We start from the raw sequence: 21,951 nt of genomic DNA on the forward strand, positions 1-21,951 counted from the left end.
CGAGCAGTTCATCACCGCCCGCCCCGCCCCGCCCCGTGGCCGCGTCCGTCCGTGACCGGTCAGCCCTCCCCGGGACCATCGGCGCGCCGGCTCAGCGCCCCGGGCCACCAGGACTTCGGCCCGATGTCCCGGACCAGCGCCGGTACGAGCAGCGACCGGACGACGAGCGTGTCGAGCAGCACGCCGAAGGCGACGATGAAGGCGATCTGGAGCAGGAACGCCAGGGGGATCACCCCGAGCGCGGCGAAGGTCGCGGCGAGCACGACACCGGCCGACGTGATCACGCCGCCGGTGGCCGTCAGACCGCGCAGGACGCCCTCCCGGGTGCCGTGCCGCAGGGACTCCTCCCGCACCCGCGACATCAGGAAGATGTTGTAGTCCACGCCGAGGGCGACCAGGAACACGAACCCGTACAGCGGCACGGACGCGTCGGTGCCGCTGAAGCCCAGGACGTGCTGGAAGACCACGGCCGACACGCCCAGGGTGGCGACGAAGTTCAGCGCCACCGTGGCGATCAGCAGCACCGGCATGAGCAGCGAGCGCAACAGCCCGATCAGGATCACCAGGATGATCGCGAGCACGACCGGGATGATGAGGGCGCGGTCGTGCTCGGCGGTGCGCTGCGTGTCGTACTGCTGCGCCGTGTAGCCGCCCACCAGCGCGTCGGCCCCCGGCACGGCGTGCACGGCGTCGCGCAGCGCGGCGACCGTGTCCTTGGCGGCGTCGCTGTCCGCGGCGTCCTCCAGTACGGCGTCGATCCGCACCCGGCCGTCGACGACGAGCGGCGCGCCCTGCCCCGGCCGGCCCGAGGCGGTCACGGGCGCGGCGGACGCCACCCCGTCGGTCCCCTCGACCGCGGCGGTCACCCGGGCGAGCCGTCCGGCGTCGGCGATCACCACCGCCGGGTTGCCGGATCCGCCGGGGAAGTGCTTGCTCAGCGTGGCCTGGGCGGTGACGGAGGGAGTGTCGTTCACGAAGATCTCGTCCAGCGGGACGCCCTTGGTGCTGAGGGTGGGGGCGAAGGCCGCGCAGGCCAGCAGCGCGGCGAGGGTGATGGCCCAGACCTTGCGCGGGGCGCGGTCCACCACGGCGGCGACCTTGGCCCACACGGTGTGCCCGCCGGCCCCGTCCTGCTTGGGACGGGCGGGCCAGTAGGCGGTGCGGCCCAGCAGCACCAGCACCGCGGGCAGGAAGGTCAGCGTGCTCAGCACGGCGCAGACGATGCCGATGGCGCCGACCGGGCCGAGGGCGCGGTTGTTGGTCAGGTCGCTCAGCAGCAGGGCCAGCAGCCCCAGGGCGACGGTGGCGGCGCTTGCCGTGATGGGCCCGAAGGACTGCCGCAGCGCCGCCCGCATGGCGGCGAACCGGTCGTCGCGGGCGGTCAGTTCCTCACGGAAGCGCGCGGTGAGCAGCAGGGCGTAGTCGGTGGCCGCGCCGATCACCAGGATGGACAGGATGCCCTGTACCTGCCCGTCGACCCGCACCACGTCACCCTCCGCCAGGGCGTACACGACGGCGCAGGCCAGGCCCAGGGCGAACACCGCGCCGAGGATGATGACCAGGGGCAGCAGCACGCTGCGGTAGACGAGCAGCAGGATCAGCAACACGGTGATCAGGGCGACCACCAGGAGCAGTCCGTCGATGCCGGCGAAGGCGTCCCCCAGATCGGCCTGGGTCGCCGCCGGGCCGCCCAGCAGAGCGGTCGTCCCGGGTACGGCGTCGGCGGCCTGGCGCACGCGTTCCAGGACGTCGGGGAGTGCCTCGTCCAGGTCGGGCCGCAGCTGCACCACGCCCTGGAGGGCCTGCCCGTCCTCGGAGGGCAGGGCCGGTGTCGCACGGCCGATCACGCCGGGCGTTCCGGTGAGGGACGCCAGCGCGCGGGTCGCCTCTCCCTGCCGCGCCGGGTCGACCCGCCCGCCCGGGGCGGCCCCGTTCGCGGTCCATACGACGATCACGGGCAGCGACTCCTCCTGGCGGAAGTCCCGCTGCGCGTCCAGCACGCGCGTGGACTCCGCGCTCCGCGGGAGGAAGGAGGCCTGGTCGTTGGTGGCCACCTCGCCCAGCTTCCCGGCGTACGGGCCGAGGCCCCCGCCGACGGCCAGCCAGGCGAGGAGCAGGACGACCGGCAACAGCAGGCGCCGGACGTTTCGGGTGGTGGGTGACATCGCACTCCTCGCGCAGAGAGAATATCTCAACGAAAAACAATCTCAATCATTGAGAGATAATAGGGTGTCCGGTTCCGCGCGCCGCCCACGGCCCCGGATTGCGGGGGCTCACCGTCGAGTTCGCCTCCGGGCTCTTCTCCAGCCGTGTCGCCGCATGCTCCCGGATCAAACCCGGCCGCGGGTCCCGCCGCCGGGTACGCCCGCGGCGCGGTGCGGGTCACGACGGCGGCGGCGCCCTCGCCGGCCCACGCGGGGCTCCGCCCGGACGGCGCCGGCCGGGCGGGCGACGCCGCCCCCAGGGAACCCGCCGACAAGCCTCCCGCGCACCGGCCCGCCCGCGGGCGACCGGGCGCGGGCCTGCCGCCGGGTGCGCCGCCGGACGCGGCCGCCGGTTCAGCGGCGCGGGACCCGAAGCTCCGTCAGCTCCTCGTTCATCGCGACCAGGAAGCGGAGGACCACCGCGAGCTCCTCGCCCGTGAAACCCTCCCGGGCGTTCTCGGTGGCCCGCGCCAGCGGCTGGAAGTAGGAGCGGGCCACCGGCTTGGCCTCCTCCACGTAGTGGATGTGGACCACCCGGCGGTCCGCGCTCTCCCGCGACCGGCGGATGTGACCGGCCCGCTCCAGCCGGTCCAGACACGCGGTGACCGCGCCCGAGGTCAGCCCCAGGTGCTCCCGCAGCCGCCCGGGGGTCAGCGGCGCGTCGGCGTCCAGGATCGCCGCGAGCGCCTGCACATCGGTGGCGTGCAGGCCCTGACGGAGGGCGAAGCCGTGGACCAGCCGGTTGATCTCGCCGTTCATCCGGCGCAGCTGCACCGCGTACGCGTAGAGATCCGCCGGAGCCGCCCCGCCCGGCGCGGAGCCCTCCGACGCTCGGTCATCTGTACTGGCCACCCGGTCAGCCTATAGAAACCCGCCGACGCGTCCGTCCCGAGCCGTCCGGACGCGCGATAGGGGAGTCTGGAACAGGGCAAAAGAGACGTACCCCACGGACGGAGCTCCCATGACCGACACGCGCGACACCCAGGGCTCCCTGTGCCTGGTCACCGGTGCGACGGGCTACATCGGCGGGCGCCTGGTGCCCGAGCTGCTCGACGCCGGCCACCGGGTCCGCTGCATGGCGCGCTCGCCCGAGAAGCTGCGGGACCATCCATGGGCCGGCCGGGTCGAGGTGGTGACGGGCGACGTCACCGACGAGGACTCGGTCCGCGAGGCGATGAAGGGGGTCGATGTCGCCTACTACCTGGTCCACGCCCTCACCACCGGTTCCGGGTTCGAGGAGACCGACCGCAGGGCCGCCGCCATCTACGGCCGCCGGGCCCGCTCCGCGGGCGTCCGGCGGATCGTCTACCTGGGCGGCCTCGCACCGGCCGGCGTACCGGAGCGCGCGCTCTCGCCCCATCTGCGCTCGCGCGCCGAGGTCGGCAGGATCCTGCTCGACTCGGGCGTCCCCACCACCGTGCTGCGGGCCGCCGTCATCATCGGCTCCGGCTCGGCCTCCTTCGAGATGCTGCGCTACCTCACCGAACGGCTCCCGGTCATGGTCACCCCGAGCTGGGTGCGCACCCGCATCCAGCCGATCGCCGTACGCGACGTACTGCGCTACCTGGTCGGCAGCGCGGACATGCCCGAGGACGTCAGCCGCACCTTCGACATCGGAGGCCCCGACGTCCTGACCTACCGGGGCATGATGCAGCGGTACGCGACGATCGCCGGCCTGCCCCGCCGCCTCATCCTGCCGGTGCCCGTGCTGACACCGCGCCTGTCCAGCCACTGGGTCGGCCTCGTCACCCCCGTACCGCACGCGATCGCCCGGCCGCTCGCCGAGTCGCTGCGCCACGAAGTGGTGTGCCGGGAACACGACATCGCCCAGTACGTCCCGGACCCGCCCGGCCGGCCCGCCGGCGTCGACGAGGCGCTCCGGCTCGCCCTCCAGCGGGTCAGGGAGGCCCGGGTGACCACCCGCTGGTCGTCGGCCTCCGTGCCGGGAGCCCCCAGCGACCCGCTGCCCACCGACCCCGACTGGGCCGGCGGCAGCCTCTACACCGACCGGCGGCAGTTGTCCGTCGACGCGACGCCCCAGGCGCTGTGGCGGGTCATCGAGGGCATCGGCGGCGACAACGGCTGGTACTCCTTCCCGCCGGCCTGGGCGGTGCGGGGCTGGCTCGACCGGCTGTCCGGCGGCGTGGGGCTGCGGCGCGGCCGCCGCGACGCGCACCGGCTGCGGGTCGGGGACTCCCTGGACTTCTGGCGGGTCGAGGAGATCGAACCGGGCAGGCTGCTGCGGCTGCGCGCCGAGATGCGGCTGCCCGGCCTGGCCTGGCTGGAGATGTACGCCGAACGGGACCGCGCGGGACGCACCCGCTACCGGCAGCGGGCCCTGTTCCACCCGCACGGCCTGCTCGGCCACGCCTACTGGTGGAGCGTCTCGCCCTTCCACGCCGTGGTCTTCGGCGGCATGGCCCGCAACATCGCGCGGGCGGCCGCCAGGGAGTCCGCCGGGGAGTCCGCCGGGCGGCAGCCGGGCACCGAGCCCGTCCCCGGCCCCGAAGGGGTGTCGTCATGAGCGTGTCGGTCGTGCTGTTCACCGCCGACCTGCGGCTGTACGACCATCCGCCGCTGCGGGCGGCCACGGGGCGCGGGGCACCGGTGGTGCCGCTCTTCGTCCTCGACGACGCCATCGCGTCCACCGGCTTCCCCGCGCCCAACCGGCGGGCGTTCCTCGCCGACTGCCTGCACGACCTCGACGCGGGCCTGCGCCGGCGGGGCGGACGGCTGGTCGTCAGGTCGGGGGACCTGGCGCGGGTGGTGTGCGAGGTCGCCGCCGAGGCGGACGCCCACGAGGTCCACATGGCGGCCGACCACAGCCGCTACGCCCAGCGCCGGGAGGAGCGGCTGCGGACCGCCCTGGAGGCGGACGGCCGCGCCCTGGCGGTCCACGACGCGGTGGTCACCGTGCTGCCGCCCGGCGCGGTCACCCCCGGCGGCTCCGACCACTTCGCGGTGTTCACCCCGTACTTCCGCCGCTGGAGCGAGCGGCGGCCGCGCGAACCGCTCGCCGCCCCCCGTACCGTGCGCGTGCCCGACGGCATCGCCTCCGAGCCGATCCCCTCCCGGACGGACGTGCGGGGCGTCTCCGAGGGGCTCGCGCGGGGCGGCGAGCGGGAGGGGCGCGAACGGCTCGCGGCCTGGCAGCGCGACGGACAGCGGGAGTACGGCGGCCGGCACGACGACCTGGCCGGCGACGCCACCTCCCGGCTCTCCCCGCACCTGCACTTCGGCACGGTGTCCGCCACCGAGGCCGTCCACCGGGCACGGCGGCAGGGGGGAGCGGGCGCCGAGGCGTTCGTCCGGCAGCTGTGCTGGCGGGACTTCCACCGCCAGGTGCTCGCCGCCCGTCCGGCCGCCTCCGCGCGCGACTACCGCACGAGGCACGACCGCTGGCGCACCGAGAACACGGCGGCGGAGGAGATCGAGGCGTGGAAGCGGGGCCGTACCGGCTATCCGGTGGTCGACGCGGCCATGCGGCAACTCGCCCACGAGGGCTGGATGCACAACCGAGGCCGGCTGCTGACCGCCAGCTTCCTCGCCAAGACCCTCTACGTCGACTGGCGCGTCGGCGCCCGGCACTTCCTGGACCTGCTGGTCGACGGAGACATCGCCAACAACCAGCTCAACTGGCAGTGGGTGGCCGGGACGGGGACGGACTCCCGGCCCAACCGCGTCCTCAACCCCGTGCTCCAGGGCAGGCGTTACGACCCCGTCGGCGACTATGTGCGCCGCTGGGTGCCCGAGCTGGCCGGGATCGAGGGCCCGGCCGTGCACCAGCCGTGGAAGCTCCCTGCGGCCGAGCGCGCCCGGTACGACTACCCCGACCCCCTCGTCGACCTCGCCGAGGGTCTGGCGCGCTTCAGGCTCGCCCGCGGCCGGGAGTGAGCCGCCGGCGCGCCGCGCCGCCCGGGGACCGGCGACCGGCACACCGGTCATACCAATGGCGAGTGGGCGTCACGCCCTGGGAACGGCGACCGCCCGCCCGGCACTCTGATCAGCGAGCCCGCCCGGCCTCCCCCACGGACAAGGGCCGGACGGGCCGACCGATACGGAGGGCGGGACATGAGCGATCGCACCCCCCCCGCGACGCCCGCCCGTGACCGGACCCGACCCGGTCCACGGCCTCCGTACCGGTACGGGCGCCGCCTCCGGCGACACCGCGCGGACCGGAGGCGGCCACCCACCCCGCGGCGGCGTCGCCCATGCCTCCCCATGGGCGCCGCAGGGGTGGAACGACCGTCCGGGCGGGCTGGCGGGCCCGCCCGGACATCCCGGCGGGGCACCGGACGGACGGCGGCTCATCCCGTCCGGTGTCCCCGCCTCAACTGCCAGACGAAATACGGCGTTCCGATCAGCGCCGCCAGCAGCCCCGACGGAATCTCCGCCGGCGCGATCAGGGTCCGGCCCACCGTGTCGGCGGCCACCATCAGCGCCGCACCCAGCAGCGCGGACGTCGGCAGCAGCCGGTGCGCCCGCGACCCGGTGAGCATCCGCGCCGCATGCGGCGCGACCAGACCCACGAACGCCACGGTTCCCACCACGGCCACCGCGCACGCCGCCAGAGCCACCGCCAGCACCAGTACCGCCAGGCGCGTGCGCTCCAGCGGCAGCCCGAGCGTGCGTGGTGTGTCCTCGCCCAGCGCCAGCAGATCCAGCCGGCGGAACGAGAGCAGCAGCAGCGGCACCCCGACCACCGCCGCGCCCGCCAGGACCGACAGATCCGTGGTGTCCCGGGCGTAGGTGGACCCCGACAGCCACGTCAGCGCCTGCGCCACCTGGAACCGGGCGCCCACCACCAGGTAGTTCGTGGCCGCCGTCGTCAGGGCGAACGTACCGATACCCACCAGCACCAGCCGCTCGGGAGCCACCGAGCCCTTGCGCCGCGCCAGCCCGTACGTCAGCGCGAACGCCGCCGTACCGCCCAGCAGCGCCGCCACCGGCAGCATCGCGTACGGCACCGACGGCAGCGCCACCAGCACCAGCGCCGCACCGAAGCCCGCCCCGCCGCTCACCCCCATGACGGTCAGGTCGGCGAGCGGGTTGCGCGAGACGGTCTGCACCACACCCCCCGCCACCGCCAGCAGCGCCCCCGCGAGCGCCGCCACCAGCAGCCGTGGCAGCCGGTACTCCAGCACGACCGCGCGCAGCAGGCCGTCCCCGCCGCCCATCAGCAGGCGCGGCAGTTCCCCGGGCGGCACCGCGATGTCGCCGAGCACCAGCCCACCGGCCAGGAGCAGGCACACGAGCGCGGCCCCGGCCGCCAGCAGCGGTGGATACGGCAGCCGCCGTCCCCGACGCCCCGGCATGACCGTCCCGGGCGCCGCCGGCTCGGCGGGCAGCCGACGGGCCAGCCACAGGAACAGAGGCGCCCCGAACAGCGCGGTCACCACGCCCGCCGCGACCTCGTTCCCGGTCGGCGAGGTGACCCGGGCCAGCAGATCCGCCGCGAGCAGCAGGGTCGCCCCCCACAGCGCGGCCGCCGGGAGCAGCGCCGCGTGCTTGCGCACCCCCGCCATCCGCACCAGATGGGGAGCCGCCAGGCCGATGAACCCGATCGGCCCGGTCACCGACACCGCGAGCGCGGCCAGCAGTACGGACAGCACCACGGCGGTCAGCCGCGTACGGCCGACGTTCACGCCCAGCCCCCGCGCGGTCTCGTCGCCCGTGCCGAGGATGTCGAGCGTACGGGCGAGCAGCAGCCCGCCCACGAGCCCCGCCGCCAGCAGCGGCAGCACGGTCAGCGAACGCCCGCTGTCGGCGACGGCCAGCGAGCCGTGCCCCCAGAAGAAGACCGCACCGGTCTCCTCCTGGAACAGCACCACGAGCACCGCGGTGACGCTCGACAGCGCGAGCGTCACCGACACCCCGGCCAGCACCAGATGGGCGGGCCGGCCGCGTGAGCCGCCCGCCACCGTGTGGACGAGCCCCGCGGCGAGCAGCCCGCCGGCGAACGCCACGCCCCCGCGCGGCAGATCGCCCAGGGAGAACCCGGTGATGGCGCTGACGGCGACCGCGAGATAGGCGCCCGCCGTCACCCCCAGCGTGTCCGGCGAGGCCAGCGGATTGCGTACCGACGACTGGAGCAGGCAGCCGGACAGGGCGAGCGCCGCCCCGGCCACCAGACCGGCCAGCGTCCGGGGGAGCCGCCCGCCCAGCAGCACCGAGCGGGCCTCCGGGTCGTCCCCGCCGACGAGCAGCCCCAGCAGCTCCGGCAGGCCGACACCGCTGCGCCCGTGGCCCAGGTGCAGCGCGCCGACCAGGACGAGGGCGAGGACCCCGCCGATGACGATCACGGCCGGTCCGGCCGGGAGGCGCAGCGCCTTCCCGGTCCGGCCCGGTGCGGTGGAAGCGATCCCCGTCATGAAGTGAGGGCGCCGGCGATCTCGTCGGCGGCCTGGGCCGTGGAGAACGGCCCGCCGAAGAACCAGGTGCCCGGGTCGAGGCCGTGGACGCGGTCCCCCTTGGTGAAGTCCAGGTTCTTCCACAGGGCGTTCTTCGGCAGGGACGTGGCGAAGACGTCGTCGTCCTTGGCGGCGACGTACACGAAGCTCGACTTCTCGACCGGCTTGAGGCCCTCGACGTCGACCTTGCTCATGCCGTACGCGTCGGTCTTGCCGGTCCACGCGTTCTTCAGGCCCAGCCGGGGCAGCAGCCCGCCGGGGATGGTGGAGTCGGTGAGCACCTCCACGACCGCCGCGCCGTCGGTGGTGTAGCCACGGGCCACCGTCACCTCCCCGCCGGCCTTCCCGCCGTCGGCGATCTTCTTCTTCGCCGCCGCGATCCTGCCGTCCAGGTCCTTGAGGGCCTTGTCGGCCGCGTCCGCCTTGCCGACCGCCGTCCCGATGGTCCTGAGCGTCGCGCGCATCTCCTCGAACTCGCTGTCCGTGGAGTACGGGTCGAACATCAGAGTCGGCGCGATCTTGTTCAGCTGCTCGTAGTTGCCCTCGGAGCGCACCTTCGAGGTGATGATCAGGTCCGGCTTCAGCACCTTGATCGTCTCCAGGCTGGGCGCCTGCCGTGTGCCGACGTCCTTGACGGACGAAGCGAACCGGGGGCCGCCGGTGACCCACTGGTCGTACCCCTTGACGTCCGCCACTCCGGTGGGCGACACCCCGAGGGCCAGCAGGTCCTCGGCGTAGGTCCACTCCAGGGCGACGATCCTGGAGGCGGGCTTGTCCAGCGTGGTGGAGCCCTTCAGATGGGAGACCGTGACGGCGCCGCCCCCGGCGGCCGTCGTGTCCTTGCCGTCGCCGGCACGTTTACCGCCCGCCTCGTCGCCCGCCGAGCCGCAGCCGGCGACGGTGAGCGCCAGCGCGGTGGCCGCGAGGAGCGTGGTGAAGGTACGTGGTGTGCGCATGAGCGGTGGTTCCTTACTGTGCGTCGTACGGGGACGGTTCAGGTGGCGACCGCGGGCGCGGGCTCGCGCCAGGTGGGGAGACAGGTCGGAACACCCGTGTGGGGGTCGAGGGTGACGGTGGTGTCGATGCCGAAGGCCGTACGGATGGTGTCCCGCGTCATCGCGTCACCGGGGGTGCCCGAGGCCACGATCCGGCCCCCGGCGAGCACGACCATCGCGTCGGAGAACGCGGCGGCCTGGTTGAGGTCGTGCAGCACGACGGCCACGGTGATGCCGTGTTCGTCCGCCAGACGCCGCACCAGACGCAGCACTTCGATCTGGTAGCGGATGTCGAGATAGGTGGTCGGCTCGTCGAGCAGCAGCAGCCCGGTGCGCTGGGCCAGCGCCATCGCGATCCACGCGCGCTGGCGCTCCCCGCCGGACAGCCGGTCCAGCGTCCGCTCGGCGAGGGGCCGCAGATTCGTGGCGTCCAGCGCCCAGCCGATCGCCTCCCGGTCCTCCTCGCCGTTGCCGCGGGCCAGCATCCCCTGGTGCGGATGGCGCCCGTAGGCCACCAGTTCCTCCACCGTCACCCCGGCCGGCACCAGCGGCGACTGGGTGAGGAAGCTGAGCTTGCGCGCCAGCTCCCGCGGTCTGTACGCGGCGAGGTCCCGGCCGTCCAGGACGATCCGGCCGGCGTCCGGGGTGTGCAGCCGGGCCAGGGCCCGCAGCAGCGTCGACTTGCCCGACCCGTTGGGGCCCACGAGCGCGGTGACCTCACCGGGCGTCAGTTCCAGACCGACGGCACGCGCCACGGGCTCACCCCCGTGACCGAGGGTGAGCTCCGATGCCCTGATCTCCACGCTCATGACAGCGGGTTGGCGACGGTGCCGTTCGGGCGCAGCGCATGGCGCAGCGCCCGGTCGACATAGCGGGTGATGACGAGCCGGTCGGTGTTGAACGGGTAGCGCGGGAACTCGTCCGCGAGCATGTCGAACTCGGCGAACCGGTCCGCCTTCTCGGGAAAACGCCCGTGGTAGGCGTCGACCGCCCCGCGCACCAGCCGCCAGAACCGCTCCTCGGGGACGCCCAGCTGCTCGGCGACGAGCGGTGCCAGATAGCGGAAGTGGCCCAGCAGCAGCTGGTCGACGACGTGCTGGCGGATGACGACGGGGTTCTTGCGCGGCAGCACATGGTCGTAGCCGTCCGGCTCGGGCCCCCGCTCGGGCACCGGCGTGTGCGAGACGGAGACGTCGTCGACGAAGTCCTTCAGGAACAGCCGGCGCGGCACGTCGTCCCCGTCGTAGCCGATCAGGGTGTTCTGGCCGTGCGGGTTGAACGTGATGCCGTACGTGTACATCACGTGCAGCACCGGGTGCAGGACCGTCTCGAACAGCCGGGTCAGCCACTCCTCGGCGGGCAGCCCGGAGGCGCGGGCCAGCTCCGCCGCGAAGGACGTGCCCTGCTCGTCGACGTACAGCAGCGAGGCGAAGGTGCGCACCCGCTCGCCCTCGTCCTGCCGCGAGGAGACCGACTCGCGCCAGATGCAGCCCAGCGTCTCCAGGTGCTGGTACGGCATCTCCGGCACCCGGTCGAGGTAGGGGTGGCGCACGGTCACCGAGGCGATCTCGCCGAGGAACACCGTGCGCAGCTCGTCACGGAGCACCGGGTCCTTGTCGAGGAGCCCGGTCAGCCACTGGGTGGCGACGGGCGCGCCCTGGGTGCAGTGCGGCGGGATCCCCCGCCAGATCAGGGTGTTGACGATCTTCAGGGGCAGTTTGACGTCGAAGCGCTCGCGCTCGGACATGTTCGTCATGGTGCGCACCGACTGCTGCGGCAGATAGGCGTCGGCACTCTCGCCGAGCGGGATGACGCGCCGCTGGGCGACCTCGCCCGCGAACAGCACCTGGACGGCGTGGTCCCACTGCCAGGGGTGGACGGGCATCCAGACGTACGCGTCCGGGTCCCCGCCCGTCCGCTCGATCCGGGACCGGAAGGCGGCGATGGTCTCCTCGCTCAGCTCATGGGCCAGCACGGCCCGTTCGCTCAGATCGGGGGTGCCGCGGAACTCGGCCAGGCCCCGGTGCACCGCGATCCACTGGAGCCTGACGAGCTCCTGCGACTCGGGTGCGTAGGCCCGTACGTCGGTGGCCGAGAAGCCGATCCGCCCCTTGTTGGCCACCAGGGTGGGGTGGCCGGTCATCCGGCACTCCAGCTCGGCGTGGCCCAGCTCGCGCAGCTCGGCCGCGTTCTCCCCGCCGTGCTCGATGCGCGCGGCGTCCACCGCGAGCGTCGCGGACACCTCGGTGAGGTACATGCCGAGGGTGGGAGCGTCGGTGCCGATGGTGCCGGCGCAGTCCACCAGGAACTGCTGGGCGTCCCAGGCCGGGGTCTCGATCTCGTTGCCGAGCAGCCCCGCCGCGCCCCGGGTGACCGAGTCCTTGTCGGCCCGCCAGGACCCCAGCGCCCCCTGGGAGGCGGAGAAGACGTAGGAGACGCCGCTGTCCAGGTCGACGCGGTAACGGTCGCCCTCCAGCGGGACGGGCTTGATCAGTTCCTCGAACGCGAACTCGGAGAGCGTCTTGGCGAGCAGCCGGCGGTTGGCCTCCCGCCAGGATTCCGGCGACACATCGGCGAGTTCGGGGACGGGGTGACCGGCAGTCATGCGGGCGGTGCCTTTCTTGTCGGTGACGCTCTTCTCCTCGCGCCGCTTCCTCGGCTGCTCGGAGTGCTTGCGCTGCTCGTCCTTACGGCGCTTCATGGCCGCCTTTCGTGGCGCCGGTGCGGTCCGCCCCGCGCCCGGGCGCCCCACGGGCCGCGGAGACGTCGGGGGTGGTGTCCTCGGTGGGGGTGGTGTCCTCGGCGGTGGTGGTGGCGGTGGTGGTGGCGGTGGCGGCGGTGGGGGTGGCGGTGGCCGGAGCGGCTGCGGCTGCGGTGGCGCCGGGGGCCGCCGCGCCCGCTGAGGCCTCCGCGGCCTCCCCGGCCCGTACGACCGCGTCCAGCAGCTCGTCGATGTCGCTCGCGCGGGCCTGCGGGTTGAGCAGGGTGAGCTTGAGATGGACGGCGCCCTGCCCGTCGTCCCCCGGCACGTCCGTGCGGCCGATCAGCGCGGAGCCCTCGCGCAACAGGCGCCGGCGCAGCTCGCCGTTGACCGCGTCGGCGTCCGCCGGCGTCCGGGTGAGGTAGCGGAAGACCACCGTGGAGAGCGTCACCCCGGCCGTGAGGGAGAGCCGGGGGTGGGCCCCGACGACCGCCTCGGCGTGCCTGGCCAGGTCGTGGCAGGCGTCCAGCATGGCGCCGATGCCCTCGGTGCCCAGCGCCAGGAGCGTCGCCGCGATCTTGAGGGCGTCGGCGCGCCGCGTGGTCTGCAGGGACACGCCCAGCAGACCGTCGTAGCCGGCCTCGCCGTCGTCGTCGGGGTTGAGGTAGGCGACACGAAGACCGGTCGTCGCGGCGAAGTCCCCGGCGTCGCGGACCAGCAGCATGCTGGCGGCGGCGGGCTGCCAGGCCGTCTTGTGCAGGTCGAGGGTGACCGAGTCGGCCTCCTCGATCCCGGACAGCAGCGGGCGCAGCCGGTCGGAGAAGAGCGCCCCGCAGCCGTAGGCGGCGTCCACGTGCAACCGGACGCCGTGCTCACGCGCGACCGCGGCCGTCTCGGGCAGCGGGTCGATCGAGCCGTAGTCGGTGGTCCCCGCCGTGGCGACGACCGCGACGGGCAGTTCGCGGCCCGGGTCCAGCGAGCGGAGCATCGCGTCCAGCGCCTCCGGTCGCATCCGGTGCCGGGCGTCGGTGGGCACCGGACGTACGGCGTCCTCGCCCAGCCCCAGGATCGCGCAGGCGCGGGCCACCGAGAAGTGGGCGAGCTCCGAGCAGAACACCACGGGCTCGGAACCGAGCCCGTGCAGCCCGTCGGCCCGTACGTCGCGCAGCTTCGCCGTCGCCGCGTCACGGGCGATCAGCAGCGCCTGGAGGTTCGAGGCGCTGCCGCCCGGGGTGAGCACCCCGCCCGCCTCGGGTCCGAAGCCGGCCAGGGAGGCCAGGCCCCGGACCAGGCGCCGCTCGATCTCGACGGCGTAGGGGCCGCTGTCCCAGGTGTCCACCGAGGCGTTGAAGATCCCGGCGAGGACGTCGGCGGCCGCGGCGACGGCCAGGGACGGCGGCTGGAGGTGGGCGGCCGCCCTCGGGTCGGCCAGGTCCACGGTCGTCTCCGCGCACGCCCGGGCCAGGGCGAGCACGGCGGCCCGGCCCCCGCCGGTGCGCGGCACGACACCGTCCGGGAGCTGTTCGTCGACCAGCCGGGTCAGCGCTTCCGGGGTGAGCGCGGGCAGCGGACCGCTGCGGCGGCGCAGTCCGGTCGCCGCCTCCCGGGTGATCTCGGCGACCAGACGCCCCACATCGGCGAGTCCGGCCGGATCGGCGGCGAGCAGATCGGGTTCGAGCAGGGGAGAGGGTATGGGCGTCTTCGGCGCCTGGCCGGGCAGGGCACTACCGGGCAATGTCATGGGAGGTCATTCCTGTTGTCCCTGGTGCGGATAGGGGGGGACCCCCTACGGGTCTCGGAGCGGGGCGGGTCGGACGTACGGAGACGGGCGCGAGGAAGGCGAGGGCGGCCAGCAGGACGGCCCCGGCGAGCAGCGGGGCCCACAGGGCGGCGGTGGCCGTGGCGGTCGCCACCAGCGGGGCCAGCAGCAGTCCGCAGGTCTGGGCCATGGCGATCAGGCTGTACGCGGCGCCGGTGCCGTTCGTGGTGATGACCCGCTCGTCCAGGGCCACCTGGCCGAGTCCGAGCCCGGCGCCGAACACCAGCCGGGCGCCGCCGAGCGCCAACGGGTCCGTGACGGTGGCCTGGACGCCGAGCGCCACCGCCGCGAGCAGCATCGCCCCCGGCAGCAGCCGCTCCCCGAATCGGGCCCGCAGCCGGCCGGCGGCGGGCAGTACCGCCAGCACGGCCGTATGCGGCAGCACGAACAGCACGGTGGCCAGCGCGGCCGGGGCCCCGGCGCCCGTGGCGTACTCGGTGAAGTACGGGCGGGCGGCGTAGACGGCCACGGCGGTGATCAGGACGTAGACGGCCAGCCGTGTGACCTGGCCGCCCGTGGGGAGGGGCCCGTCCGGGTCCGCCACGGGGCGCACCGCCCCGGCCGCGGGCACCGGCGCGGGACGCAGCACCCGCGCACAGGCGACCAGCAGCACCGCCTCCAGCAGCGCCAGCAGCGGAAGAGCCGTGCGAGGGTCGGGCACGGACACCACCAGACCGCCCAGCAGGGTGGCGACGACCGACGCCGCGTGCAGCACGGCCACGTACTGCACCACCCCGGGGAGCACCCCGCGCCGATGGCTGCGGGCGAGCCCCGGATAGGCGAGCAGCACCACCGCCTTGGCGGCGACGAGCAGCACGGACACCACGGTGAAGACGGCGTACGACGGGGCCAGCACCAGAGCGCCGGCCAGCAGGACCGCCGCCGACTGGCCGGCCGTGACCAGCCGGGCCAGCGGTACCCGGCGGGTCGCGCGCCCCCACAGCGGGAGGGCGACGACCGCCGCGACCTGACAGAGCATCAGGAAAAGTCCCGTGGCGGCCAGCTCCTCCACCCCGTACGCGGCCCGGAAGAGGGCCGGGTAGAACGGGGCGAGGGCCGACTGGGTGACCATGTGCAGGCCCGCCGCCGCCAGCAGCACCGGGCGTCCGTGCCCGCTCATATCCCGCGCTCGCGGACCATGAACGCGGCGCGCTTGTCCGGCAGATCGAGCTCGCGGACCCGCCGGAAACCGGCCCGCTCGAAGGCGCGGACGGAACGGACGTTGCGCACGTCCGGTTCGGCGACGACGCGCCGCGCGTACGGATCGCTGCGCAGCTGCCAGTCGGAGACCGCCCGCAGGAGTAACGCGCCCAGCCCCCGCCCGCGGAACGCCGACGGGCCCAGCAACAGATGCAGGCCGGCGTCATGGGGCTGGGCGGCGTAGTGCTCCGCGAGCGGGTCGAGGTCGGCGCGGTACAGCTCCCAGTAGCTCATGGGAACACCGTCGAGACAGCCGACGAAGGGCGTGGAGTGCGCGCTCTCGACCTGGGAGCGCAGATAGGCCGTGATGGCTTCGAGCGGCTGCGCCATCTCCCAGTACCGCGCCACCTCCGGGTCGTTCATCCAGGGGTGGATCAGCTTCGCGTCGGTGTCCGGGCCGACGGCCCGGAGCGTGAAGGTGCCCTGGTCGAGGCGGGTCTCGGCGAGCGCTCCGTCCTCGCGCACGTCATCGGTCACCTGCGCACCTCCGCGATCGGGTTGACGATGTCGACGTACACCGACTGCGCTTCGAGCGGACCGGTCAGCTCGTCCATGCCGTGGACCCGGGTGAGCAGGTTCGCCTTGCAGCGCAGAGTGGGCTCCTCGCGCAGGATCGTCGCCAGCCGCAGCCGCTCGCCGTGTTCCCCGGCGAGCGCGGCGAGCGTCCGGTCCGCGGCGCGCAGCAGCTCCTCCTCGTCGGCCAGCCCCTGGGAGCCGAGGGCCCCGGCCAGCCCCAGCCAGTTGTTGATGCCGACGTAGTAGGCCAGGCGTTCGTCGATGACCTCGTCGGCGACGTACGTACCGAGGTCGCGGCCGACGCCGGGGACCCAGCCGTAGAGGGCCTCGCTCCGCTCGGGCGAGAAGTAGTAGCCCTGGTTGTCGCGGTAGCGGCCACCGGCCGGCCAGCCGTCCTCGTCGAGGACGACGAGGGTGTTCTGCTGGTGGGCCTCCAGGCCCAGCCCGTACGCGGCGTAGAGCCACAGGACGGGGACGATGACCCGCTCGGTGTAGCGGTCGAACCACTCCCGCGCGATCTCCTCCACCGGGCGGCCGGTGCGCCCGGCCAGTCCGTGGACGAGGGCCGACAGACGGGAACGGCCGCCGGGCAGGTCCGGTCGCGGGGCGACGAGCCCGGCCACGCACACGCCCTGCTCGTCGGCGCCGGCCCGGAACGGGTTGTCGCGCACGACGACGTCGAGCCCGGTGGGCGAGCCGTCCGGGGAACCCTCCGGGGTGTCCACCGCGAGCCACGCCGGGTCGCGGACGATGTCGAAGCCGGGGTGCGCGGTACGCAGCGCCTCGCCCAGCCCGGCGTCCAGCAGCCGGTGCACGGCGAGCCCCCGGTGCAGTTCGGAACGCATGTTCTCGCGGCGGGAGTTCGTGATCCGCAGGCCCAGCGAGAACTTGAGCATCACCGGCGCGTCGGCGCGGTAGAGGGTCCGGATGGACGACGTGGCCGACCAGGCGGGACCCGCCGGGCCCAGGTCGTGCAGCAGCCCCGCGTCCAGCAGCTCCCGCACGGCGGGCCGGGCGAGCACGTCCTGCGCCTGCCACGGATGGGCCGGGACCAGGACCGTGCCCGGCGGGGGAGCGAGGGTGTCACCGGCGAACTCCGCCAGCAGCGCCTGCGCGGACCGGTCGAGTGCGGAGTCGGACCGTACGACGGAGGGGTCGGCGGCGAACCAGTGCAGCGCGAAGCTGCCCCGCACCTCCGGCGAGTAGCGCGCGGCCTCAGTCTCCGTGAGCCCCTCGCGGCTCTTGGGCGTGGGGTGCAGCGGATGACCGGTGATCAGGGCCTGCTCGCCGGCGAGGAAGGCGGTGGTGCCCGCCGGATCCTCGGGCGCCTGCCCGCGCACCCGTACGAACTCCTCGACGCGGCGGACCGAATCGCTGACCCGCCCGGTGAGGTCGGCCACGGCCGCCGGGTCGCCGGCTGCCGCCTCGACGCCGAGCAGCGCCGCGATCGCCGTGGCGGAGGCGGGCGTACCGGTCCGCAGCCGGGCGGGGCCGAACCGGTGCCAGCCGACCGGCGACCAGTACAGGACCGGGGCCTCGACGCCGGTGCCGGAGGCCGGCAGCTCCAGGCGCAGCACGCCGTCGTCGGGACGGGGCACACCGGTCTCCCGCACCCAGCAGCGCAGCAGGTTCTCGGTGGCGGCGAGGTCGGCCGCCGTGGCCGGGTCGCCGTGGTCCGGGTGGAGGCTGTCCGGCCGGGAGCGGGACTCCAGGGTCGGGCTCATGAGCACTCTTTCTGTCCGGCGGCCGCGGGACGGCCGCGTAGCGAGAAGGACGGGATGCCGCGGTGTCAGCGCAGCCGGGAGCCCGCGGGTTCGGCCCGTTGCCGGTCCCCGCCGAGCGCACCCGTCAGTCCGAAGCTGGTGAAGGCGGTACGACGGGGCAGCGGGTAGACGTCACGGTCGCCGAGGGCGTTGAGGATCACCGCCGAACGCCAGGCGGCCAGCCCCAGATCGGGCGTGCCGACCCCGTGCGTGTGCCGTTCGGCGTTCTGCACGAACACCGAGCCCTCGACGGCGTCGTCCAGGACGAGCCGCTGGTCCTGGCCGATCCTCGGCCGGCCCGACTCGTCACGGGCGATGTGCGCGCGCAGCGGCGCGAGCAGGCCGTCGACGGGCCGCTCGGCGTAGCCCGTGGCGAGCACCACGGCGTCGGTCGTCAGCCGTGCGGCGCTCTCCTGCTCGGCGTGGACCACGTTCAGTTCGATCCGCCCCTCGACCCGGTCGGCACCGCTGACGGCGACGCCGGGCGTGAGGGTCACATCGGGCCAGCCGCCGGTCCGTGCCCGCCGGTAGAGCTCGTCGTGGATCTCGCCGAGGGTGTCCCCGCTGACGCCCTTGTACAGCTGCCACTGGGCGGGCAGCAGCCGGTCCCTGGTCCGCTCGGGGAGGTCGTGGAAGTAGCGGGTGTAGTCGGGCGTGAAGTGTTCCAGCCCCAGCTTGCTGTACTCCATGGGCGCGAACGCCGGAGTGCGGGCCAGCCACGTCAGCCCCTCCCGCCCGGCCGGCCTGGCCCGGAGCTGATCGAGCAGCACCTCGGCGCCCGACTGCCCGGAGCCCACGACGGTGACGTGCCCGGCGGACAGCAGCCGGTCGCGGTGGCGGAGGTAGTCGGCCGAGTGCAGCACCAGGGCGTCCGGGTCGTCGGTCAGGGCGCGCAGCGCGGCGGGCACCTTGGGGGCCGTACCCACGCCCAGGGCGAGGTGCCGGGCGAAGAGGCGGCCCACGCCCTCCGCCTCACCGCGGTCGTCGACCCGGGTGAAGCCGACCTCGAACGCGCCGCGCGCGGCGTCCCAGCGGACGGTGTCGACCTGGTGGCCGAAGCGGCAGGACGGCAGGCTCTCGCTGACCCAGCGGCAGTAGTCGTCGTACTCGGAGCGGTCGATGTGGAACCGCTCGGCGAAGTAGAACGGGAAGAGCCGCTCATGGGTCCGTATGTAGTTGAGGAACGACCACGGGCTGGTCGGGTCGACCAGGCTCACCAGGTCGGCCAGGAAGGGGACCTGGAGCGTCGCCCCTTCGATCAGCAGCCCCGGGTGCCACTGGAAGGCGGTGCGCTGTTCGAGGAAGACGGCGTCCAGTCCGGGCACCTGGCCGGCCAGCGCCGCCAGCGACAGGTTGAACGGGCCGATGCCCACACCGAGCAGATCGACGGTGGTTTCCTCGGTCATCGCTGTCCTTCCACGGTGGATATGTGTGCTGCGGCGGCGGCTATGAGGCCGAGGAGGCCCGCCAGGTCGTCGCCGGTCGTGCCCGGGTGCAGCAGCGTGGCCTTGAGCCACAGCTTCCTGACGCCGTCGGCGTCCTCGGCGACCGCCCGCCCGATGACGGCCCGGCCCTCGGCCAGCAGCCGCCGCCGGACCTCGGCGACCAGCTCGTCGCCCGCGGTCCCGGACAGGGCGTCGGCGGCGGCGGGCCGGAACAGTACGGTGCTGATGCCCAGGTCACCGGGGCGGCGGCGCATTCCGGGATGGGCGTCGAGCAGGGCGGCGAACTCCTCGGCGGAGCGCACGCACCGCTCGACGAGCTCGCCGAGCCCCCGGCGGCCGAGCGCGCGCAGGGTCGCGGCGATCTTCAGCACGTCGGGGCGGCGCGAGGTGCGCAGGGAGCGGCCGAGCAGATCGGGCAGGCCGGCCTCGGTGTCGTCGTCGGCGTTCAGGTAGTCGGCCTGGAAGTCCAGCGGCCGCAGCGTCCCCCGGTCGGCGACGACGAGCAGCCCGGCCGCCACCGGCTGCCAGCCCAGCTTGTGCAGGTCGAAGGTGACCGACACGGCCGACTCCAGCCCGTCGAGCCGGGGCGCCAGCCGGTCGCTGAAGAGCAGCGGGCCCCCGTAGGCGGCGTCGACGTGCAGCCGCGCGCCGTGCGAGGCGGTGATCCGGGCGATCTTGGGCAGCGGGTCGACGAGCCCCTCGTCGGTGGTGCCGGCGGTGGCCACCACCAGTGCGGGGCAGGCCAGTTCGGACAGGGTGCGGTCGAGCGCGGCGGGCACCATGCGCCCCGCCCGGCACTCCACGAACACCGGCGTCGGCAGCCCGAGCGTCCAGGCGGCCCGGTGCACGCTGTGGTGCGCGTTCGTACCGACCACCACCTGCACACCGCGCGCGCCGGTGTCGCGGGCGTGCTCCCGGGCCAGCAGCAGCGCCACCAGATTGGACTCGGTGCCGCCGCTGGTGACGATGGCGTCCGGCGCCGCCGCGCGGGGGTAGACCAGCGCGGCGAGGGCGGCGGTCGTCTCCTCCTCCAGCGCGGCGGCGGCCGGGGCCTGGTCCCAGGAGTCCATCGAGGGGTTCAGGGCCGAGGCCGCCAGATCGGCGGCCGCCGCGACGGCGAGCGGCGGGCAGTGCAGATGGGCGACGCAGGCGGGCTCCGAAGGGTCGGCCGCACCCTCCGCCACCGCGCGTACGACGGTGTGGAGCGCCTCCTCGGCGCCCACCCCGTACTCCGGGAGGACGGGGCCGCAGGCGGCGCGCAGCCGGTCGGCGACGGCACCCGGGCCTCCGGCGGGCAGGGGGCCGCCACGGGCGGCGGCACCCTCGGCGAGCGCGTCGAGGACGATCGCCGTCAGTTTCTCCAGCTCCAGGGGGCCCTGGGTGCCCCCCGAGACGGCCGACGGGGTGACGGGGCTCATACGACGCTCTCCAGGGCGGAGGCGACGCGTTCCACGACCGAGTCGGCCTGCTCGTCGGTGATGATCAGCGGCGGCAGCAGCCGCATCACGGTGTCGTCCCGGCCGCCGAGCTCCAGGATGAGCCCGCGCTCCAGGCAGGCGGCGCGCATCGCGCCCGCCAGCTCCGGGTTGCCGGGGGCCGCGCCGTCTCGCCCCGGAGTGCCGTCGGGGTCGACCAGCTCCACGCCGATCATCAGTCCCCGGCCGCGCACGTCGCCGAAGACCGGGTACGAGGCGGCGATCTCACGCAGCCCCCGGCGCATGCTCTCGCCCAACTTGGTCGCCCTTTCGGCCAGTTGCTGCTCGGCGACGGTACGCAGGGTGATGAGTCCCGAGACCATGGCGAGGGTGTTGCCCCGGAAGGTGCCCGTGTGGTGCCCCGGGCGCCAGGTGTCGAGTCCGGGCCGGTACGCGATGAGGGCGAGCGGCAGCCCGCCGCCGACGGCCTTGGAGGTGACCAGGACGTCGGGGGTCACCCCCGCCCGCTCGCAGGCCCAGTAGTGCCCGGTCCGGCCGACGCCGGTCTGGACCTCGTCGATGATCAGGACGATGCCGTGCTCGGCGGTGATCCTGCGGACCTCGCGGAGCCAGCCGTCCGGGCCCTCCACCACCCCGCCCTCGCCCTGGACCACTTCCAGGATGACCGCGGCGGGCACCCCGACCCCGCTGCTCGGGTCGGTGATCAGGCTCTCCAGCAGACGCGTGGACAACTCCCCCGAACGGTCGGCGCTGTCCGTCCCGAAGGGACAGCGCAGAGCGGACGGATACGGCACCCGGGTCACGGGCACGGAGTCCGCACCGGTCATGCCGCTCATCCTGGGCGGCCCCGACACGGCGGAGGCGCCGAGCGTCATGCCGTGGTAGGCGCCGGTGAAGGCGACGATGCCGCGCCGCCCCGTCGCGTGCTGGGCCAGTTTGAGCGCGGCCTCCACCGCGTCCGTGCCGGCCGGGCTGCAGAAGTGGAGCCGCGCGTCACCGCGCAGACCGCCGGGCAGGCGGTCGAGCAGCTCGGTGGTGAAGGCGTCCTTCTGCGGGGTGATCATGTCAAGCGTGTGCAGGGGCGCTCCTGACGCGAGGACCGCCTGGAGTGCGGCGACGGTCTCGGGGTGGTTGTGCCCCAGCGCGAGTGTGCCCGCGCCGGACAGGCAGTCCAGGTAACTGCGGCCGTCGGCGCCGGTGATGACCGCGCCGGAGGCGTGAACGGGGGCGACAGGCAGGGTGCTGGCGTAGGTACGGGCGGAGGACTCTCGTCGCTCCTGGCGCTCGAGAAGCTCGGCGCGCAGCGCACCGTTCGGCATGTCAGGTGCCCTTCGGTCGTGATGCGGAGGAGTCGCGCGCAGGGCGCACGTACAGAGGCGGCAGGTGCACGTGGTCACAGCCGCCTCACAGAAAGTTAGGTTAGCCTAACCTTGTGAAAGATCAAGCCCTCTGACGCCTTTTC

General features: G+C 74.3%; 15 protein-coding genes. 2 read left to right on the forward strand and 13 right to left on the reverse strand.

What is annotated here, in order from left to right:
- Positions 1 to 59: 59 nt before the first annotated feature.
- Both PUR26_RS29960 and PUR26_RS29965 read right to left on the reverse strand, forming a co-directional pair.
- Positions 60 to 2,165: an MMPL family transporter gene (locus tag PUR26_RS29960; RefSeq protein ID WP_329877151.1), complete on the reverse strand. Its 2,106-nt coding sequence runs from the start codon at positions 2,163 to 2,165 to the stop codon at positions 60 to 62.
- A gap of 393 nt (positions 2,166 to 2,558) precedes the next feature.
- A complete protein-coding gene (locus PUR26_RS29965; RefSeq protein ID WP_329877152.1) occupies positions 2,559 to 3,056 on the reverse strand; it encodes a MarR family winged helix-turn-helix transcriptional regulator in 498 nt (165 codons plus the stop codon).
- A gap of 109 nt (positions 3,057 to 3,165) precedes the next feature.
- Here PUR26_RS29965 and PUR26_RS29970 point away from each other — a divergent pair, with 109 nt between their 5' ends.
- Both PUR26_RS29970 and PUR26_RS29975 read left to right on the forward strand, forming a co-directional pair.
- Entirely contained in the window at positions 3,166 to 4,728 is a 1,563-nt protein-coding gene (locus PUR26_RS29970) for an SDR family oxidoreductase (RefSeq protein ID WP_329877153.1), read from the forward strand.
- Positions 4,725 to 6,098, forward strand: coding sequence for a cryptochrome/photolyase family protein (locus PUR26_RS29975; RefSeq protein ID WP_329877154.1), 1,374 nt, complete (start codon positions 4,725 to 4,727; stop codon positions 6,096 to 6,098). Before PUR26_RS29970 ends, PUR26_RS29975 begins: the two co-directional genes overlap by 4 nt.
- Before the next feature lie 413 nt (positions 6,099 to 6,511).
- Here PUR26_RS29975 and PUR26_RS29980 read toward each other — a convergent pair whose 3' ends face one another.
- The 11 genes from PUR26_RS29980 to PUR26_RS30030 all read right to left on the reverse strand — a co-directional run bounded on the left by PUR26_RS29980 (position 6,512) and on the right by PUR26_RS30030 (position 21,808).
- Positions 6,512 to 8,575, reverse strand: a complete 2,064-nt coding sequence (locus PUR26_RS29980; RefSeq protein ID WP_329877156.1) for an iron ABC transporter permease — start codon at positions 8,573 to 8,575, stop codon at positions 6,512 to 6,514.
- Complete coding sequence (locus tag PUR26_RS29985) at positions 8,572 to 9,570, reverse strand: ABC transporter substrate-binding protein (RefSeq protein WP_329877158.1); 999 nt, start codon at positions 9,568 to 9,570, stop codon at positions 8,572 to 8,574. Before PUR26_RS29985 ends, PUR26_RS29980 begins: the two co-directional genes overlap by 4 nt.
- Before the next feature lie 38 nt (positions 9,571 to 9,608).
- A complete protein-coding gene (locus PUR26_RS29990; RefSeq protein WP_329877160.1) occupies positions 9,609 to 10,418 on the reverse strand; it encodes an ABC transporter ATP-binding protein in 810 nt (269 codons plus the stop codon).
- A complete protein-coding gene (locus PUR26_RS29995; protein WP_329877162.1) occupies positions 10,415 to 12,310 on the reverse strand; it encodes an IucA/IucC family protein in 1,896 nt (631 codons plus the stop codon). The genes PUR26_RS29990 and PUR26_RS29995 overlap by 4 nt, the downstream gene beginning before the upstream one ends.
- Positions 12,297 to 14,051, reverse strand: coding sequence for a pyridoxal phosphate-dependent decarboxylase family protein (locus PUR26_RS30000; RefSeq protein ID WP_329877164.1), 1,755 nt, complete (start codon positions 14,049 to 14,051; stop codon positions 12,297 to 12,299). The genes PUR26_RS29995 and PUR26_RS30000 overlap by 14 nt, the downstream gene beginning before the upstream one ends.
- Complete coding sequence (locus tag PUR26_RS30005) at positions 14,035 to 15,249, reverse strand: MFS transporter (protein ID WP_329877165.1); 1,215 nt, start codon at positions 15,247 to 15,249, stop codon at positions 14,035 to 14,037. The genes PUR26_RS30000 and PUR26_RS30005 overlap by 17 nt, the downstream gene beginning before the upstream one ends.
- On the reverse strand, positions 15,246 to 15,806 hold the full coding sequence (locus PUR26_RS30010; RefSeq protein ID WP_329877166.1) for a GNAT family N-acetyltransferase: 561 nt from the start codon (positions 15,804 to 15,806) through the stop codon (positions 15,246 to 15,248). The genes PUR26_RS30005 and PUR26_RS30010 overlap by 4 nt, the downstream gene beginning before the upstream one ends.
- On the reverse strand, positions 15,803 to 17,569 hold the full coding sequence (locus PUR26_RS30015) for an IucA/IucC family protein (RefSeq protein WP_329877168.1): 1,767 nt from the start codon (positions 17,567 to 17,569) through the stop codon (positions 15,803 to 15,805). Before PUR26_RS30015 ends, PUR26_RS30010 begins: the two co-directional genes overlap by 4 nt.
- A 65-nt stretch (positions 17,570 to 17,634) precedes the next feature.
- The gene (locus PUR26_RS30020) at positions 17,635 to 19,014 is read right to left on the reverse strand and encodes a lysine N(6)-hydroxylase/L-ornithine N(5)-oxygenase family protein (protein WP_329877170.1); all 1,380 of its coding nucleotides are present in this window, start codon (positions 19,012 to 19,014) and stop codon (positions 17,635 to 17,637) included.
- Positions 19,011 to 20,471 carry a pyridoxal phosphate-dependent decarboxylase family protein gene (locus PUR26_RS30025; RefSeq protein ID WP_329877172.1) on the reverse strand — a complete coding sequence of 487 codons (1,461 nt, stop codon included), beginning with the start codon at positions 20,469 to 20,471 and terminating at the stop codon, positions 19,011 to 19,013. The genes PUR26_RS30020 and PUR26_RS30025 overlap by 4 nt, the downstream gene beginning before the upstream one ends.
- Entirely contained in the window at positions 20,468 to 21,808 is a 1,341-nt protein-coding gene (locus tag PUR26_RS30030; protein WP_329877174.1) for a diaminobutyrate--2-oxoglutarate transaminase family protein, read from the reverse strand. Before PUR26_RS30030 ends, PUR26_RS30025 begins: the two co-directional genes overlap by 4 nt.
- Positions 21,809 to 21,951: the final 143 nt, after the last annotated feature.

This window comes from Streptomyces sp. SP18CS02 (assembly GCF_036322365.1).
Taxonomy (GTDB): Bacteria; Actinomycetota; Actinomycetes; order Streptomycetales; family Streptomycetaceae; genus Streptomyces.

What these genes read in the sequence shown, in the direction of transcription:
- PUR26_RS29970 (WP_329877153.1), top strand. Translation starts at nt 3,166, where the DNA reads ATGACCGACACGCGCGACACCCAGGGCTCCCTGTGCCTGGTCACCGGT.
- PUR26_RS30015 (WP_329877168.1), bottom strand. Translation starts at nt 17,569, where the DNA reads ATGAGCCCGACCCTGGAGTCCCGCTCCCGGCCGGACAGCCTCCACCCG.
- PUR26_RS29980 (WP_329877156.1), bottom strand. Translation starts at nt 8,575, where the DNA reads ATGACGGGGATCGCTTCCACCGCACCGGGCCGGACCGGGAAGGCGCTG.
- PUR26_RS30025 (WP_329877172.1), bottom strand. Translation starts at nt 20,471, where the DNA reads ATGAGCCCCGTCACCCCGTCGGCCGTCTCGGGGGGCACCCAGGGCCCC.
- PUR26_RS29990 (WP_329877160.1), bottom strand. Translation starts at nt 10,418, where the DNA reads ATGAGCGTGGAGATCAGGGCATCGGAGCTCACCCTCGGTCACGGGGGT.
- PUR26_RS29985 (WP_329877158.1), bottom strand. Translation starts at nt 9,570, where the DNA reads ATGCGCACACCACGTACCTTCACCACGCTCCTCGCGGCCACCGCGCTG.
- PUR26_RS29975 (WP_329877154.1), top strand. Translation starts at nt 4,725, where the DNA reads ATGAGCGTGTCGGTCGTGCTGTTCACCGCCGACCTGCGGCTGTACGAC.
- PUR26_RS30000 (WP_329877164.1), bottom strand. Translation starts at nt 14,051, where the DNA reads ATGACATTGCCCGGTAGTGCCCTGCCCGGCCAGGCGCCGAAGACGCCC.
- PUR26_RS29960 (WP_329877151.1), bottom strand. Translation starts at nt 2,165, where the DNA reads ATGTCACCCACCACCCGAAACGTCCGGCGCCTGCTGTTGCCGGTCGTC.
- PUR26_RS30030 (WP_329877174.1), bottom strand. Translation starts at nt 21,808, where the DNA reads ATGCCGAACGGTGCGCTGCGCGCCGAGCTTCTCGAGCGCCAGGAGCGA.
- PUR26_RS29995 (WP_329877162.1), bottom strand. Translation starts at nt 12,310, where the DNA reads ATGAAGCGCCGTAAGGACGAGCAGCGCAAGCACTCCGAGCAGCCGAGG.
- PUR26_RS30020 (WP_329877170.1), bottom strand. Translation starts at nt 19,014, where the DNA reads ATGACCGAGGAAACCACCGTCGATCTGCTCGGTGTGGGCATCGGCCCG.
- PUR26_RS30005 (WP_329877165.1), bottom strand. Translation starts at nt 15,249, where the DNA reads ATGAGCGGGCACGGACGCCCGGTGCTGCTGGCGGCGGCGGGCCTGCAC.